Origin of the sequence: Actinomadura sp. 1N219 (assembly GCF_044326405.1) — a bacterium.
Lineage (GTDB): Bacteria > Actinomycetota > Actinomycetes > Streptosporangiales > Streptosporangiaceae > Spirillospora.
Genome location: NZ_JBIRAY010000001.1, coordinates 91,288 through 107,355, shown reverse-complemented (window position 1 = coordinate 107,355; position 16,068 = coordinate 91,288). Strand labels below are relative to the sequence as shown.

The following is a 16,068-nucleotide window of genomic DNA, read 5'->3' as shown; positions in this document are numbered from 1 at the left end:
ATCCGCACGTGTGAGCGGTTTGTGAGCGGCGCGCGGCAGCCTCGGGGGCATGAGCTACGCGTTTCAGGCCGATGGCCTGGTCAAACGATTCGGGAAGACGACCGCGCTGGCCGGTGTGGGGCTGGCCGCGCGGCCGGGCACGGTCCTCGGCGTCCTCGGGCCGAACGGGGCGGGGAAGACGACGGCCGTGAGGATCCTCGCGACGCTGCTGCGGCCCGACGCGGGCAGGGCGGAGGTCTGCGGGCTGGACGTCGTCCGCGACGCGGCCCGGGTGCGCGAGCTGATCGGCCTCACCGGCCAGTACGCCTCGGTGGACGAGGACCTCACCGCGCGGGAGAACCTCGTCCTGATCGGGCGGCTCCTCGACCTGCGCAAGGCGGAGGCACAGGCCCGCGCCGCCGACCTGCTGGACCGGTTCGAGCTGACCGACGACGCCGGACGCCGCGTGTCGACGTACTCGGGCGGGATGCGGCGCCGCCTCGACCTGGCCGCCAGCATGATCGGGCGTCCCGCCGTGATCTACCTGGACGAGCCGACCACCGGCCTCGACCCGGGCAAGCGGGAGGAGGCGTGGGCGATGATCCGGTCGATGACGGACGGCGGCGGCACCGTCCTGCTGACCACGCAGTACCTGGAGGAGGCCGACGCGCTCGCCGACGAGATCACCGTCATCGACCGCGGGACCGTGATCGCGTCCGGCACGCCTGCCGAGCTGAAGCGGCTCGCGGGCGGCCAGACGATCACCGTCCGGCCCCGTGACCCGGCACGGCTCATCGAGGCCGCGGCGATCCTGAACGCGGTCTCGGGACGGGACGCCGAGTCCCCCCGCCGCGACGTGATCTCGGTACCGGTGACCGGCGACGACGGGGAGCGGGCGTTCGGCGAGGCCGTCCGCCGCCTGGAGACCGCCGGGATCGGCGTCACCGAACTGTCGCTGCGCCTGCCCAGCCTGGACGAGGTGTTCTTCACCCTGACCGGCCACCGCACCGACGACGCGGAGGCAGCGGCATGACTGACACCGTCCTGGAAACGGGCAACGCGACCGTGCAAAACGACGCGCGCCCTAGGCGCCCCTACAGGCTGGTGCGGCACAGCCTCCTGCTCGCCGGACGCAGCCTGACCAAAACCAGGCGCAACCCCGGAGTGCTCACCGACGCGCTGTTCATGCCGATCCTGTTCCTGCTGCTGTTCGTGTACCTGTTCGGCGGCGCGGTCTCCGGCTCCACGCACGACTACCTGCAGTACGTGTTCCCCGGCGTGCTGGTGATGACGTTGCTCCTGGCCGGGATGCTGTCCACCGGGATCAGCATCAACATCGACGTCAAGAAAGGCGTGTTCGACCGGTTCCGCAGCCTCCCGATCGGACGGTCCGCGCCGCTGATCGGTCTCGTTCTGGGCGACCTGATCCGGTACGTCGTCGCGGCGGTGGTCCTGTTCGGCACCGGCTACCTGCTCGGCTTCCGCGCCCAGACCGACCTGCCGAGCGCGCTCGCCGCCGTGGGCCTGGCGACCGCGCTGGGGTTCTCGCTGAGCTGGCTCAACGTGCTGATCGGCGTCCTGATCAGGGAGGTCACGGTCGTGCAGACGGTCGCGTTCCTCGGGATCTTCCCGCTGGCGTTCGGCACGAACATGGTCGTCCCGGCCGACACGCTGCCCGGCTGGCTGCAGGCGTGGGTGAAGGTCAACCCGGTCAGCGACGCCGTGGACGCGTCGCGCGGGCTCCTGATCGGCGGCCCGGTGGCGGAGCCCGCGACCATGACGCTGCTGTGGTCGGCGGGCTTCCTCGCCGTGTTCGGCCCGCTCGCCGGGTACGTCTACCGGCGGCGGAGCTGATCTTCCAGCAGGGCGAGCACGCCGGGCACGTCCAGGCGTGCTCCCCGGTCGTAGGCGGCGCGGAAGGCGCGCTCGCCCAGCGCCCGGCGCAGGCGGCGGGTCACGAGCACGACGTCGGGATTGAACGCGTCGGGCGCACCCCGCAGGACGGACGCCGCCCCAAGCACCTCCGCCGCCTCGGCCGCCGCCGCCTCGGCCTCCGCACCGGCATCCGCATCGGCACCGGCACCGGCCGGAGCCTCCGGTTCGGCGTGGGCGCGGAGGCGGGCGATCGCGATCCCGGCGACGGCGGCGATCGGCATGTCCGGCCCGTCGACGGCGAGGTCGAGCGCCTTGCGCAGATGCCCGCGCGCCGCGTCCAGGTCACCGGCTCCGATCGCGAGCTGCGCCATCCCCGTCTCGTACAGCGACCCGTACTGCGGATAGGACGGGACGCGCCCAAGCTCGCGCCCGGCGACGCCATAGTGCTCGCGCGCCTCGTCCGCGTCACCGGCGTGCCGTGCGAGATCGCCCAGGGCCAGCCGGACGGACACCAGGTGGCGGGCCTGCGTCCCCGCACCCGGCTCGATCATCGCGGTCAGCTCGTCCCGGGCCCGCCGGACGTCGCCCGACCGGGCCCGGGCCACCGCGAGCATCACCCGCTGCATGCCGGTGTTGTCGCCCTGGTCCAGCCCGCGGAGCAGCTCGATCGACTCCTCCAGCCCGGCGATGGCGGCGTCGAACTCTCCCCCGACGGTCTGCGCGTCCGCCAGGAAGACGAGCGCGAGCGACAGGCCGACCCGCTCCCCCGCTTCGCGGAACCCGGTCACGGCGACGGCGATGTCCTGGTGGGCCGCGTCCATCTCGCCCCGGTTGCCGTTGAGCATCGCCCGCATCAGGTGCAGGGCGGCCCTCGTCCAGGGGTCGCGCTCGGGCAGGCGGCGGTCGATGGCCGCGACGCCGCGCGCCGTGTCGTCGGTGAGCAGCGCGATGGCGGGCTCGATCATCGCGGCGAGGGGATGCGCCGAGTCCCGGCCCCGCGCGCCGATGAACGGGTCGTCGCGGGCATCGCCGCCCGCCATGACGGTGTTGAACAGGTAGCCGCCCAGCGCGATCGCCTCCGCGTCGTCCGGGACGGGCCGCCCCTGGCGCGGCGCCTCCAGCGCGAGCCGCAGCCTGCGGGCCGCCTCCGCGTGGTCGCCGAGGATCATCCAGAACGTGGCCAGCGCCGCCCCCAGCCGGACGGCGGACCCGCCGTCGCCCGCGTCCACTGCGTGGTGCAGGGCGGCGATGAGGTTCTCGCGTTCGGCGGCTAGCAGGAAGAACCACTCCAGCTGCCGGGGACCGCGAAGGTGCGGTTCGGCGCGCTCCGCCAGGTCGAGGAAGCACGCGACATGCGCGGCCCGGACCCGGTCCAGCTCTCCGGCCTCCGCCAGCCGCTCCCGCCCGTACTCGCGGATGGTCTCCAGCATCCGGAACCGCGGCTCGTCCCCCTCCACGACCTGGAGCAACGACCGATCGGCGAGCGAGTCGAGCACGTCCAGCGCATCACGCCCGCCGAGCCCGTCAAGCGCATCACGCCCATCGAGCCCGCCGAGCCCGAGCCCGCCGAGCCCGTCACGCCCGTCACGCCCGTCACGCCCGTCACGCCCGCCGAGCGCATCACGCCCGCCGAGCCCGTCGAGCGCGTTGAGCCCGTCGAGCGGCTCACGCCCGTCGAGCGCGTCACGTCCGTCGAGCGGGTCGCTTGCGTGGCGGGCCTGCGGCGTGGCGGTCACGCGGGACGCGGTCTCCGGGGTGATCGTGCCGGGGAACACCGACAGCCGCTCGGCGAACCGGCGTTCGGCGGCGTCCAGGAGGTCCCAGCTCCACGCGACGACCGCGCGCAGCGTCCGGTGCCGGGTCAGGGCCGTCCTGCTGCCGCCGGACAGGACGCGGAACCGGTCGTCCAGGCGGGCGGCGAGCTGGTCCAGCGACATCGAGCGCAGCCGTGCCGCGGCCAGCTCGATCGCCAGCGGCAGGCCGTCCAGGCGGCGGCAGATCTCCCCGGCCACGGCCGCGCCGTCCCCGCTCAGCGCGAACCCGGGCCGGACGGCCGCCGCCCGCTCCGCGAACAGCTCCACCGCCGACGACTCCAGGGCGTCCCCGCCCGGCTCGGGGACGTCGAGCGGCGGCACCGGGCACAGCGCCTCGCCGTCGACGCCGAGACGCTCCCGGCTCGTCGCGAGGACGCGCAGGCTGGGGCACGTGCCGAGGAGATCGTCGGCGAGCCGGGCGGCGGCTTCGACGACGTGCTCGCAGTTGTCCAGGACGATCAGCGTCTCGTCCGCGGACAGGGCCTCGACGAGGTGGCTCGTCCCGTCCCGCAGGCCGAGCACGTCCGCCACCGCGCGCGGCACCTCGTCGGGGTCGCCGACCGCCGCCAGCTCCACCAGCCACACCCCGCCCGGGAACCGACCGGACAGCTCCGCGCCGACCGTCGTGGCCAGCCGCGTCTTCCCCGAACCTCCCGGCCCGACCAGGGTGACGAGCCGTCCTTCCCAGAGCCGCCGCGCGATCCAGGCGCGTTCGGCCTCCCGCCCGACGAAGCTGGTCGGCGGCACTCTCAGGTTGCCGCGGGCCGTCCCGTCCGGAACGCGCGGGACGGCACGCAGCACCGCCAGGTACGCGTCCTGCAACTCCTGCCCGGGGTCGGCGCCCAGCTCCTCGGCGAGGCGGCCCCTGAACTCCTCGAACGCCGCGAGCGCCTCCGCCGAGCGCCCGGCCCGGTGCAGGGCCTCGACCAGCAGGGCGCGCAACCGCTCCCGCAGCGGATGCCGCGCCGCCAGCTCCTCCAGCTCCGCCGCCAGCCGCACCGGCTCGGCGCCCGTGGCCAGCTCGGCGGCCACCCGGTCCTCGGTCGCCGCGAGCCGGAGCGCCTCCAGCCGCACGGCCGCAGCCTCGGCGAACGGGATTCCCGCCGCGTCGGCGAGCGCGTCGCCTCGCCACAGCTCAAGCGCGCTGGTCAGGCGCTCAACGGCGAGCTTCGCGTCCCCTTCACGGAGCGCCCGGCCGCCTTCCGCCGCCAGCCGCTCGAACTCGGGAGCGTCCACGGCCTCGGCGTCCAGCACATACCCGCCGGGCACCGACCGCAGCCGACCAGCGCCAGGCAGGACGCGCCGCAACCGCGAGACGAGCGCCTGCAACGCATGCACGCGGTCTCCCGGGCCGCCGTCCGGCCACAGCGCATCGACCAGCGACTCGACGGTGACCGTCCGCCCCGGCTCCAGCGCCAGCCGGATCATCAGCGCCCGCAGCCGTGCGCCCCGGATCGCGACGTCCTTCCCCTGGTCCGTCACCGCCAGCGGACCAAGAATCCCTACGCGCACCCCTCAACTCTGCCACGCGGCGCTCGTCACGCGTCCTCGCGCAGCAGCAAGATCAGCTCAGCGGCGAGCGGCGCCTGCCGGGGCAGGTCGGATTGATAGAGCGCGATCCGCGCATGCGTGCCGCGCTCCTCTCCGAAGACCTCGATGAGCAGGTCGGACGCCCCGTCCAGCACGGCGGGCGCCTGCGCGAACTCCGGCGTGGAATTGACGTGTCCCGCGAGCCGGACGGGTCGCTCGACCACGTCCAGACTGCCGAGTTCGGCACGCGCCATGGCCAGCAAATTGATCGCGACCAGCCGCGCGGACTCGTAGCCCTGCTCCACGTCGATGTCCCGGCCGAGCTTCCCGCTGATCGGCAGATAGTCGTGACCGTCATCGCCCTTGGCCGTCCCGTACGTGCCGGACACATAGAAGAAGTCACGGGCTCGCACGCCGTACACGAACCGTCCGATCGGATCGGGCGGACGCACATCGCCCAACCCCAACCTCACAAGAGCCTGTTCTGGTGTCATGCGCACAATCCTGACTCGGCGGCATTCATTTCAGGACGGGTCCTGGCGGCATTCAGAGATACTTCCCGTATGCGCAGCCGTGTCCTCGTCCTGCTCCCCTGCCTGATGCTGGCGGGCTGTTCCGCGGGTGAGTCGACCGCACCCTCGGCGGCTCCCACCACGCCCGCCACGGCGCCACAGGCCCCATCGCCCGCGGCGTCGACGCCGACATTCGGGACGACCGCGATTCCGACCGCACCGCTCCGGCTGACCGGTGACATGACCCGGCCTCGCGCGCGACTGCGATTCGGCGAAAAGGCGATCGTGCCCGTCCGCCACTATTACCCCCTGCTGAAGACCTACAGCGAGGGTGTGCTCGGCATCGTGGTGCAGCGCATCCGGACGGCTCCGGGATCAAAGGTCGAAGGCAACTTCGACGAAGACGACAGGGCGCTGCTCAAGCGCCACATCGCTTACTACGCCAAGATCACCATCACCAACGAGAGCGGCAACGACTTCTCGCCGGATACGCCGCGCTTCAACGGCGAGTTCGGCGACTTCGGCCCGGCCGTGACCATGCTCGGCGAGAAAGGGCTGCCGGGCTGCCGGGAGGGCAACCCACCCGATTCCACCGAGTTCGGTCGCAAGGGCGCCGAATGGAAGACCTGCTTGCTCAGGGTGTCATCCCGTTCTCGTCCCATGACGGAAGTGCAGTACGACGACCCGCCGTATGGCAAAGAGACTCAGTTCGAGGAAGACCCGTCCCCGGACTTCAACAAGCACTACAACCTCGGATCGATCACCTGGTCGTAGCCCGTTGCCGGACGCCGCCTAGGGCGCCTCAACCCCGGAGATTCGGAACCGCATCACCTCCGCGCCACGGATCTGGGCGGCCTGCTCGGGCTCGGGCCCTGAGCCGCGAAAACGTTCGAGGTCCTCGTCGGTCTCCCATCGCTCGTAGACGTTGATCCGATCCGGCTCGACCAGATCGGCCGACAGCGCGAAGTCGAGACAGCCCGGCGCGGCCCGCGCCTGCTCGACCACCTCCCGGCATCCCGCGAGATAAGCCTCGCGGTCGTCCACGTACAACTTCCCCGAAATAATGATCATCTTGGCCTTCGTCCCTCTGGTCACCCCGACCGCTCCAGCCTGCCAGCCCACGCCGACATTCTGGCCAGCCGCGAACACCGGCCACCAGCCCGCCGAACGGACGAGCCGGAACACCGCGCACGCGGAGAGCTGCGATCGGCTCAGCCGCCGGCCAGCTCGCCGAGCATCGCGGACTTGCGTTCGTCCGAGGTGAACGCCGCCCGGATCGCGTTCCGGGTGAAGCCGGCGAGCTGCTCAGCGCTCATGCCGAGCCCGGCCGCCACGGCGTACTCCTGCTCGATCGTCGTGCTGAGCTGGACGGGATTGTCCGTGGCCAGTGTGACCGCGACGCCCGCCTCGACCAGCCGCGGCAGCGGATGCTCCTCGATCCCCGGCAGGACGCCGAAGAAGTCGTTGCACGTCAGGGCGCATTCCAGCGTCACCCCCTTGTCGACCAGCAGGTGCAGCAGCTCCGGGTCCGCCGCGGCGTGGATGCCGTGCCCGATCCTGGTCAGACCCGGCATTCGCGCCGCGGCGGCGATATTGGCCGTCGACACCTCGCCCGCGTGCGCCGTGATCCCCAGCCCGGCTTCGGTGAACCGCTCCGCGAGCCGGTACATGGGGGCCCAGTCCGCCTCGGTGTCGTAGGGCGCATAGAGGAAGTCGATCCCCGCCAGCCCTTCGGCGGCTGCGCGGATGCAGCCGTCGGCGAACGCGTCCGCGCGTTCGGGGTCCTGCCCCGTGTGGACGACGATCGCCAGCGCCTCGGCGCGCAGGCACGGATGGTCAGCCCGCACCTGCTGCTCGGCTTGCCGAAACATCGACATGAAGCCGTCGCGCGTGACGACCTCACCACCGCAGCGAATCTCGACGTAACACGCGCCCGCGGCAGCGTGATCGCGCATGAGTGCCGCGAACCTCGCGACGAACAGTTCGTCGTCGAGGTCGTGTTCAAGCGGAACCGGCTGTACCGAGCCGATCCGCTGCAAGCGCTCCTTGCCGGGCGGAAGCTCAGCCGCCAGCCGGCGCCGCCAGGCCGACCAGTCGTACGGCTCCCGGCCCTCGCGCTCGGCCAGAATCAGATCGAGATAGCGCGTCGCTTCCTGATGGACGTGCAGATCGGCTTTCGGCAACTTCGCAAGGGAATCCGAGACCTTCACCACCCGAATTTATCGGCCGGCGAAGGCCGTCGGGGTTCCTCGCGCCCGGGGTCGGGCCATGCCGAGCAGAAGAATCCCGTCGGTCGGTCATCCAGCGACCACCCGGATACGAACCTCGGGTGGTTGTTCGCGGTCGCATGAAGGGACGGAACCGATGAAGAACACACAGGTGACTCGGGTGGGCAGGAAGGCGGCCATGGTCTCGCTCGCCGTCGTGGCCACCGCGGCGGGACTGGTGGGCATCGCGCCCAGCGCCTCGGCCACCCCGACTGGTTGCTTCACCACCACGATCGACTCGCGCAACGCGGAGAGCCGGTGCACCGGCGGCACCGGCGAGCACCGCGTGATCATGCGGCAGCGGCATTTCGACCCGAATGTCGGTGAGGTCGACTGCGTGGGGCCCTGGGTGGCAGTGGGCGCCGTCTCGCGTGTGCTGTGCGGCGTCCATCAGGTCGTCTCGGTCAGGCTGGAAACCCGGTGGTGACTGCCGATCGGTGACGAACGGCCCCCCGTCGCAACCAGTGATCGAATCGCTCGCGGACGCGGGTATCGATGCGCGTTACTGCGGGGGTTCAGCTTTATGCACACCAGGCATCCTGCACAAGCGGGAATTTCATCGAAGGGGATGCCGTCCAGGATCGCGGCTGCGCAGAGGGCGCAGATCCAAGCGCAATACCAGCGCCGAGCGTCCAGCGATCCGGTCAAATCGAGTTGGCCGCTGAGCTGATTCCTCGAATCCCGGACGGTACCCGTCAATGCCGAGTCGAGGCGTGATGGATCGTCGCGGGCCGCACCGCGAAATATCAGGGTCGGAACGGAGCTGTCGGGAGGAGTGACGAGCGCCGCATCCGCGTCCGCTGGAACCAACTGCGACGATTCAATCCCCAACTGCGACGCGATGCCCACCGCCTCGAAGGAGTCATTGCCAAAGATCCCCGCTAGGCCGCCGACCTCTGCCTTGACACCGGCCAGGAGGCCCAAGGCGCTGATCACCTGAAAGGAATCCCCGTCACTTAGCCGAGCAATCGTCCCCTGGGCGGCTCCGTCGATCCGCGCGTCGTCGATGTTCTCCGAAGTCAAACTGTCGCGCCACCGGGCGATAACGTCGTCGACCATCTCCGTCATGACGCCATGATGCCCAGCCTCCTTCAAGGCTTCGACAACACGGCATCAAGTCTATGTTCCGACCTCGACCGGCACCATTTCGCTCAAGATGGGTCGGCCTTCGACGGCCGGCGGTCGGCGCGCGTGAAAGGTTCCAGCATCCATTGGGCGAAGTCGGCCGGTCCCACATTGCTTCCGCACAGGATGGTGGTGACGCGCCGTCCGGCGAACCGCTCCGGCTGCTCCAGGACGGCGGCGATCCCGAGCGCCGCGGAGGGCTCGGCGACGAGTCCCGCGTGCTCGTAGAGCAAACGCATTCCGGCCTTGATCGAGTCCTCGGTCACGAGCGCCACGTCGTCGAGGACGACGAGCAGGTCGTCCAACACCTCGGGGATCGGGCAGCGACCTGCGACGCCGTCGGCGATGGTCTCGATGCGGTCGGTCTCGACGACCGCGCCGTGCCGCCACGACAGCGCCATCGCGGGCGCACCGGTGGGCTGGACTCCGATCACCTGCGCGCGCCCGGCGAGCGAACGCACGACGTAGCCGACACCGCTGGCCATCGCACCGCCGCCGAGGGCCACGAGCACGACGTCGAGCGCCGGATCGTCCCGGACGAGCTCAAGACCGATCGTGGCGGCTCCTTCGCAGGTCGCCAGGTCCAAGCTGTCTTCGAGCAGGTAGGCGCCGTCGGTCTCCGCGATGTCGCGTGCCAGCCGCCGGGCGTCCTCGATGTCCTCGCCTTCGAGCCGGACCCGCGCGCCGAGGTCGGCGATCCGGCGCAGCTTGAGCGGGTTGGCGGTTCTCGCCGCCACGACGGTAACGTCCAGGCCCCGGCGCGAGCCGCTGTAGGCCAGCGCCTGCCCGAGATTCCCGGCGCTCGCGCACACCATTCGCGACACGCCATTCTCGCGAGCCGCGGCCGCCACCGTCTCCGTGCCGCGCCCTTTGAAACTCCGCACCGGATTGAGCGTCTCGACCTTCAGCGTCATCGAGCATCCGAGCACCTGGCCGAGCGGCGCGCATTCCAGCGCCGGAGTGTCGAGGAACACCGGATCGATTTCACCGAGCGCGCCGCGAATCCGATCGAGCCGGAGCCGAACACGACCGAGATCGCCCACGCCGCCCAGCATGCCACGCCCCCACGCCGGACGAGACAATCGCGCCCATTACTGCTCCCGTGCCGCCCGCCGGGGCGAAGCCCCGCACCGGTCACTTCTCCGAGGAACACAGGGTGGTCGGACGGCCGGTAGAGGTTGGTCTGGCCCGCCCGGACCGAGCCTGCCGACGCTCGCTACGTCCTGGCGGGCAAGGTGCGGGTCAGGGGCACGGCTTCCATTCGAGGTGGTAGGTCTGCTTCACGCTGCCGTCGAAGGAGCTCATGGAGACGGAGTCGACCTTGGACCGGTCGAATCCTCTGATGACTCGCAGTTCCGTGCTGATGTCGAGCGTCGGCTCCGCACCGCACGGTTTCCACACGGGCTGGGACGGTTTATCGGTGAACTGGTAGGTCCCACCGCCGGGGCCAGGAATTTGGTACGTCTTCATTTCGTTCTGCGGATTGCCCTGGAAGTTGTGGTCGGCCTTGAGGATCGCCCTCGCGCCGGACTGAACCTCGGAGGTCATGCGGTAGTCCGTCGCCCGGACGGCGTAGGAGAAGTTTTTGCGGAGGTCCATCTTCAGGCTGAGACGGCAGTCCTTGCGAGCGTCGGCGGGCGCTGAGGAGCCACCCGCCTGGGCCGTGTAGTCGGCGAAGGCGAGGCTGAGGACTTCGAAATCGTCCGCCATCCTCGCCGCGACGGTGCCGCCTGCGCACCCGGAGCCGTTCGCGCTCACGATCTCGATCTCGATGGGCGGGAAGGCCGCCGGCGCGGACGCGGCGGCCGGTGCGACGAACGCAGCAGTCAGGGCGAGCGCGGCGGCGGCCGCGGCGGATAGTGCGATCCCCTTATGCATGCGAATTCTCCTTCACGGGATTGGACGCTTTTCTGCAGGCGGCGGGACGGGCCGGGAATGTAGATTTCCAAGCGCCCGGCAACAGATATAAGATCAAGATCGTTTGCCGAGAAGGTAACCAAGCGCCCAAGTATTGTCAATCGGCAAATTTCAACTCAATGTGCATTGTTGACAGTCAACCCTTGGATTTTGACAAGGACCGTTCCATTTCAGCGGCCCGCGACGCCCGCACTCGGCCTTAAACAGGACGTCGGCCAGGCGGTCCACCCCGGGTGGGGTCGCCGTCCACGGCGTCCCGCACATTGGGACTTGGGGGGCACCGTTTCGTCCTGGCGTGTGAGGCTGCCGCCGTGTGATCGGCCGGTCGCGGTCGACCGTGGGAGGGGATCGTATGGCCCGTACAGCGGCAATGGCGTTCCGGACGGGGTGCGTCGCGGTCAGTGCAGTCGCTGCGCTGGGGCTGGTCCAGCCCGTGGCGCCGTTCGCGCACGCGGCTTCGCATGGCAACCCGAAGATCAGCACGGCTTCGGCAGTGCGCGCGGCGGACGGCTCCTACACGCTCGACTGGCCGCGGGGACGCCGGGGCCAGGTCTTCGTCTACGCCTCGACGGACCCGCGCGACCCATCGCGGTACGGCCGGTTGGTCGGTGTGACGGCGGCCGATCAGATCCGGGTGAACGGCCTCGATCCGGCGCGGCACTGGTTCTTCGAGCTCGGTCACCAGCGTTCGGCGCGGACGGACGGCCTGGTCGTCGGCCTGCGGCACATCGCGCTGACCGGCGCCGACAACGTCCGGGATCTCGGCGGCTATGAGACCGCCAGCGGCCGGGCGGTGCGCTGGGGTCTCGTCTACCGGTCGGACGCCCTCGCCGAGCTGACCGACGCGGACGTCACGAGGCTGGCCTCCCTCGGCCTGGCCACGGCCGTCGACTTCCGCGGGCAGGAGGAGATCGACAGATCGGGTCCCAACCGGGTGCCGTCCGGCACGTCCGTGGTCAACATCCCGCTGCTGGACGAGGGCGGAAACGCGCTCGCCGCGGCCATCCTGAAGGCGCTGGAATCCGGTGATCCGGGCGTGCTGGAGGAAATGCTCGGCAATGGCAAGGCCGTCCAGATCAACCTCGACGGCTACCGGAAGATGGCGACGGCCGAGGCAGCTCGTAAGGGTTTCAGGCAGGTATTGCTGCAACTGGGTGACAATGCTCGCACACCGTTGCTGTACAACTGCACTGCAGGCAAGGACCGGACCGGCGTGATGTCCGCGGTGATACTTCGCCTGCTCGGCGTCCCGGAGAAGACCGTCATCGACGACTACCTGCTCTCCAACAAATACCTGGCGGCGGACCACGAGCAGACATACGCCTACCTGGCGAGCAAGGGCATCGACGTCGAACTGATCCGTCCGCTCATGGAGCAGCGGGCCGCATACATTGAGGCGTTCTTCGATGGAGTGCGCAGCAGCTATGGGAGCCTCGAGGGCTACCTGCACGAAGGGCTCGGCCTCGATCAGCGGGCGATCACCAACCTGCGGCGCACACTGCTGACGAGCTGAAAGGGCCGCCCACGCATGCCGCGCGGCTAGAGGATGCGGTGGGCCAGGAGGTAGGCGCGGCGGGTTTCGACCTCGTCGGAGTGGTGGACGCGTTCCATTCGCATCTCCACCTTGAAGCCTGCGGCTTCCAGGAGGTCCGCGACGTGCGCGGGCTCGAAGAATTGGAAGTCGATGCTCACTTCGTGGCCCCACCACTCGTCCAGATGGCGGACGTGCGTACCGACATGGAACGCGACCAGGAAGAGGCCCGATGGGCGCAGGGTCCGATGGACTTCCGCGAAGGCCCTCGGCAGCTCGGACGGCGCCAGATGGATGATGGAATAGAACGCGATCGCCGAACCGAACTCACCGTCCGCGGCGGGCAATGCGAGCAGGTCGCCCTCACGGAATTCCACGTCCGGGTACTCGCGCCGTCCAGCGGAGACCATCGCGGCTGAGAGGTCGATCCCAACGGTCTTCGCGCCCCTCTCGCCCATCCAGGCGGCCACGTGACCTGGGCCGCAGCCGAGATCGGCGACAGGGGTGCCGGGGGCCGTCTGCTCGATGAGGGACGCGAGCAAGGCACGATCCAGCGGTTTGCCCGCCAGTTCGTCGCGGAACCTCGCGGCGTATGTTTCGGCGACGGTGTCGTAACCCTCACGGGTGGAGTCGTGTTCCACGGTCGTCAGAAATGGCCTTCCAGGTCGGCGAGGAGGAGCCGCTTGGGTTTGGCACCGACGATCTGCCGGACGACCTCGCCGTCGCGGTAGAGGTTAAGCGTCGGGAATCCCATCACGCCATACCGGGCCACGATTTCGGGATGGTCGTCGCCGTTGAGTTTCGCGACCGTCAGGCGGTCGCCGTGCTCCGCCTCGATCTGCTCAAGGATCGGCGCGATCATCTTGCAGGGAGGGCACCAGTCCGCCCAGAATTCGACCAGTACCGGCTTGTCGCCGTGGAGCACGCGGGCGTCGAAGTTCTCCGCCGTCAGTGTGATCATTCGTCTTCTCCCGGGTGAGCGGGCAGCCCGGGCAGGCCCGGGACAGCTGGTCGGAAATGTCGGCTCGGCGGCGGATCAGCGCGCGGATGTCGGCGTCGATCTCGGCGAGTTTGCGCTGGTACACCGCGACCGATTCGGGGCAGGCCGCCCCGTCGGGGTGTCCGGCGCGGAGGCAGTCGACGAACGGGCGGGTGTCGTCCAGCGTGAAACCGGCCGCGAGCAGCGAGCGGATCTCCGCGACGAGCCGGACGTCCGCCTCCTCGTACTGTCGGTAGCCGTTGGCGGCGCGCCGCGCGGGCAGCAGCCCCTGCTGCTCGTAGTAGCGCAGGGTGCGGGTGCTCACACCGACGCGGGCGGCCAGTTCCCCGATCCGCATCGGCCCCTCCTCGATGCCCGTCCTGTGGCTGAGATGCCCGTCCTGTGGCTGATTGCGACGGTATCCCCTGACACCGGCGTCAAGGTCAAGCAGCCGAGGCCGGACGCGCCCCGCGTCGGACCGAGGCCGCAGGCGTCCCGCGTCCGACCGAGGCCGGACGTGGGACGGGCCCGGCGGTGGTCACCGCCGGGCCCGCCTTGAGGAGGATTGCTAGCGGCCCTGGAGCCTCTTAACGTTGTCGCCGAAGGTCCAGTTCTTCGAGCCGTCCCAGTTCATGGACCAGGTCATCAGGCCCTTGAGCTGCCCGTTGAAGCTGTTCCACGCCTGTCCGACCAGGCCCGTCGACATGTACCCGCCGCCAGCGCCCGGCTGTGCGGGCAGGCCCGGGGCCTGCTTGTCGTACGGCACCTTGATGGTGACGCCGTTGACGACGAGGCCCTTGTTCAGGCACTCGGTCTGCTTGACGAAGCCCTCGACCGTCCCGGCCGAGTAGGAGTCGCCGGAGCAGCCGTACATGCTGCCGTTGTAGTACTGCATGTTCAGCCACCAGAGGCGGCCGTTGTCGGCGTACTTCTTGATGATCGGCAGGTACGCGCCCCAGATGGAGCCGTAGGTGACGCTGCCGCCGGTCACGTAAGCGGTCTCCGGCGCCATGGTGAGCCCGAAGTTGGACGGCATCGCGGCGAGCACGCCGTCGATGATGTGGATCAGGTTGGCCTGGGACGTGGACGGCGTGGCGGGGCTGCCCGACCCGGTCAGGCCGGTCTCGATGTCGATGTCGATGCCGTCGAAGTTGTACTTCTTCAGGATCGGCACGACCGTCTCGATGAACTTGTCGGCGACGCTGCGGGAGCCGAGGTCGATGCCGGCGGTCGCGCCGCCGATCGACATCAGGATCGTCGCGCCGGCCTCCTTGGCCGCGCACATCTGCTCAGGGGTGGCGACCTTCACGGTGTTGTCCATGCCGTCCTCCCAGAGGACGGTGCCGTCGGAGCGGATGACGGGGAACGCCGCGTTGAACACGTTGTAGCCGTGCTGCTTGAAGACCGGGTTCTCGATCGGGCTCCAGCCGAACGGCGGGTGGACGCCGTTGGACGCGCCGTCCCAGTTCTCCCAATAGCCCTGCAGGATCTTGCCCGCGGGCTTGCCCTTGACCGCGCACGTCGGCTCGCCCTCGGGCGGCGGCGTGGTGGTGGGAGGCGTCGTCGTCGGGGTGGTGGGCGGGGTGGTCGGCGGCTGCGAGTCGTCGCAGACCCCGAGGTCACGCCACAGGGTGGGGGTGGCGGCCGGGTTCCAGCCGGCGCCCGTGTAGGCGGTGTGGGCGACGCGGGCCTCGTAGCCCCGGCCGCTGTAGGTGACCTTGGTCCCGGCCGCGTAGCTGCCGCCCTCGCCCCATGCGGGGTAGGTGCAGACGGCCAGGGAGGACGGCTGGGCGGACGACGGCGCGGACAGCACGACCAGCGCGACGACCGACAGCAGGACCGCCGTGACCGCCGAGGCCAGCGCGGCCGTGGCCGCGGACCAACGTCTGTGCATGAAACTGAAACGCTTGGGGGGGTGGTGTTTCACGGGACTCCTCGGCAGGACGGGGGGCACTGAGGAGCCGGTGGAGAGCCAGACACAAGTCCCGAACGGGACTCTCCCAAGCGCATGGCACAAAACCGGCATGGACGCCAGTAGCAGAGTACCGGCGCCATTCCGGGCCGGGAAGCCCTCTAACCCGCGGGCATGGCCTGGGCCGGACGGTCGGGCGGGGCGCACCCGAAGGGATTGTCAATGATGTAGCGCCAATGACCGTCGGATCCGCGGCGGGCGACGTCGGTGGCGGTGCCCTCGATGTGGACCGGGTGTCCGGCACGGTCCACGCCGTCGATTACCCAGTCGACGATGAGCAGCGCGAGGTCTGCGGTCGTGTAGACGTGCCGGGGGCTCACCGTGATCGGTACTCCAAGCGCCATGAACTCCACGTTGGCGGCGAGAGCGTCCGCGCCGGTGAGCGGCGAACCCGGCTCTGGGACGAACACCGCGCCGTCCTCGTACACCTCGGCTAGCGCGGCCGGGTCGCCGCTGTTGAAACGCTCCGCGAACACGAACGGGACGTCTTCGGGACGGTCGGCCAGTGGGCGCATGGTCATCCTTCGCGATAGACAGGCATGGCATCGTCCGTCCCGGACGCTAGGA

17 protein-coding genes are annotated in these 16,068 nt (G+C 70.0%); 5 read left to right on the top strand and 12 right to left on the bottom strand.

Features of this window, described 5'->3' with window-relative positions:
* Positions 1-49 precede the first annotated feature (49 nt).
* Positions 50-1,012 carry an ATP-binding cassette domain-containing protein gene (locus tag ACH35V_RS00540; RefSeq protein ID WP_395969478.1) on the top strand — a complete coding sequence of 321 codons (963 nt, stop codon included), beginning with the start codon at positions 50-52 and terminating at the stop codon, positions 1,010-1,012.
* On the top strand, positions 1,009-1,833 hold the full coding sequence (locus ACH35V_RS00535; protein ID WP_395969477.1) for an ABC transporter permease: 825 nt from the start codon (positions 1,009-1,011) through the stop codon (positions 1,831-1,833). The genes ACH35V_RS00540 and ACH35V_RS00535 overlap by 4 nt, the downstream gene beginning before the upstream one ends.
* Here the strand turns inward: ACH35V_RS00535 and ACH35V_RS00530 are convergent.
* Together ACH35V_RS00530 and ACH35V_RS00525 are read right to left on the bottom strand one after the other, a co-directional pair.
* Positions 1,815-5,180 (bottom strand): BTAD domain-containing putative transcriptional regulator, encoded by a 3,366-nt coding sequence (locus ACH35V_RS00530; protein ID WP_395969476.1) that lies wholly within the window; start codon positions 5,178-5,180, stop codon positions 1,815-1,817. The two genes, ACH35V_RS00535 and ACH35V_RS00530, sit on opposite strands and share 19 nt — an antisense overlap.
* Positions 5,181-5,206: 26 nt before the next feature.
* Entirely contained in the window at positions 5,207-5,611 is a 405-nt protein-coding gene (locus ACH35V_RS00525; RefSeq protein ID WP_395969475.1) for a RidA family protein, read from the bottom strand.
* Between the two features lie 150 nt (positions 5,612-5,761).
* Between ACH35V_RS00525 and ACH35V_RS00520 the strand changes: the two genes are divergently transcribed.
* Entirely contained in the window at positions 5,762-6,484 is a 723-nt protein-coding gene (locus ACH35V_RS00520; protein ID WP_395969474.1) for a hypothetical protein, read from the top strand.
* An 18-nt stretch (positions 6,485-6,502) separates the two neighbouring features.
* Here ACH35V_RS00520 and ACH35V_RS00515 read toward each other — a convergent pair whose 3' ends face one another.
* Positions 6,503-6,895, bottom strand: coding sequence for a putative quinol monooxygenase (locus ACH35V_RS00515; RefSeq protein ID WP_395969473.1), 393 nt, complete (start codon positions 6,893-6,895; stop codon positions 6,503-6,505).
* 26 nt (positions 6,896-6,921) lie between these two features.
* The gene (locus tag ACH35V_RS00510) at positions 6,922-7,920 is read right to left on the bottom strand and encodes an adenosine deaminase (protein WP_395969472.1); all 999 of its coding nucleotides are present in this window, start codon (positions 7,918-7,920) and stop codon (positions 6,922-6,924) included.
* Positions 7,921-8,098: 178 nt separating this feature from the next.
* Between ACH35V_RS00510 and ACH35V_RS00505 the strand changes: the two genes are divergently transcribed.
* The gene (locus ACH35V_RS00505) at positions 8,099-8,404 is read left to right on the top strand and encodes a hypothetical protein (RefSeq protein ID WP_395969471.1); all 306 of its coding nucleotides are present in this window, start codon (positions 8,099-8,101) and stop codon (positions 8,402-8,404) included.
* Here ACH35V_RS00505 and ACH35V_RS00500 read toward each other — a convergent pair.
* From ACH35V_RS00500 to ACH35V_RS00490, 3 genes are all read right to left on the bottom strand, one after another.
* Positions 8,368-9,045, bottom strand: coding sequence for a hypothetical protein (locus tag ACH35V_RS00500; protein ID WP_395969470.1), 678 nt, complete (start codon positions 9,043-9,045; stop codon positions 8,368-8,370). The genes ACH35V_RS00505 and ACH35V_RS00500 overlap by 37 nt on opposite strands.
* 83 nt (positions 9,046-9,128) lie before the next feature.
* Positions 9,129-10,157, bottom strand: a complete 1,029-nt coding sequence (locus ACH35V_RS00495) for a threonine/serine dehydratase (RefSeq protein WP_395969469.1) — start codon at positions 10,155-10,157, stop codon at positions 9,129-9,131.
* 187 nt (positions 10,158-10,344) lie between these two features.
* The gene (locus ACH35V_RS00490) at positions 10,345-10,980 is read right to left on the bottom strand and encodes a DUF4360 domain-containing protein (protein WP_395969468.1); all 636 of its coding nucleotides are present in this window, start codon (positions 10,978-10,980) and stop codon (positions 10,345-10,347) included.
* A 391-nt stretch (positions 10,981-11,371) separates the two neighbouring features.
* Here ACH35V_RS00490 and ACH35V_RS00485 point away from each other — a divergent pair, with 391 nt between their 5' ends.
* Positions 11,372-12,532, top strand: coding sequence for a tyrosine-protein phosphatase (locus ACH35V_RS00485; protein ID WP_395969467.1), 1,161 nt, complete (start codon positions 11,372-11,374; stop codon positions 12,530-12,532).
* A 26-nt stretch (positions 12,533-12,558) separates the two neighbouring features.
* Here ACH35V_RS00485 and ACH35V_RS00480 read toward each other — a convergent pair whose 3' ends face one another.
* The 5 genes from ACH35V_RS00480 to ACH35V_RS00460 all read right to left on the bottom strand — a co-directional run bounded on the left by ACH35V_RS00480 (position 12,559) and on the right by ACH35V_RS00460 (position 16,016).
* On the bottom strand, positions 12,559-13,191 hold the full coding sequence (locus ACH35V_RS00480; protein WP_395969466.1) for a class I SAM-dependent methyltransferase: 633 nt from the start codon (positions 13,189-13,191) through the stop codon (positions 12,559-12,561).
* 5 nt (positions 13,192-13,196) lie between these two features.
* The gene (trxA, locus tag ACH35V_RS00475) at positions 13,197-13,511 is read right to left on the bottom strand and encodes a thioredoxin (RefSeq protein WP_395969465.1); all 315 of its coding nucleotides are present in this window, start codon (positions 13,509-13,511) and stop codon (positions 13,197-13,199) included.
* Positions 13,393-13,887: a MerR family transcriptional regulator gene (locus tag ACH35V_RS00470; RefSeq protein WP_395969464.1), complete on the bottom strand. Its 495-nt coding sequence runs from the start codon at positions 13,885-13,887 to the stop codon at positions 13,393-13,395. The genes trxA and ACH35V_RS00470 overlap by 119 nt, the downstream gene beginning before the upstream one ends.
* Positions 13,888-14,097: 210 nt before the next feature.
* Positions 14,098-15,423, bottom strand: a complete 1,326-nt coding sequence (locus ACH35V_RS00465) for a glycosyl hydrolase family 18 protein (RefSeq protein ID WP_395969463.1) — start codon at positions 15,421-15,423, stop codon at positions 14,098-14,100.
* A 179-nt stretch (positions 15,424-15,602) separates the two neighbouring features.
* A complete protein-coding gene (locus ACH35V_RS00460) occupies positions 15,603-16,016 on the bottom strand; it encodes a YybH family protein (RefSeq protein WP_395969462.1) in 414 nt (137 codons plus the stop codon).
* Positions 16,017-16,068: the final 52 nt, after the last annotated feature.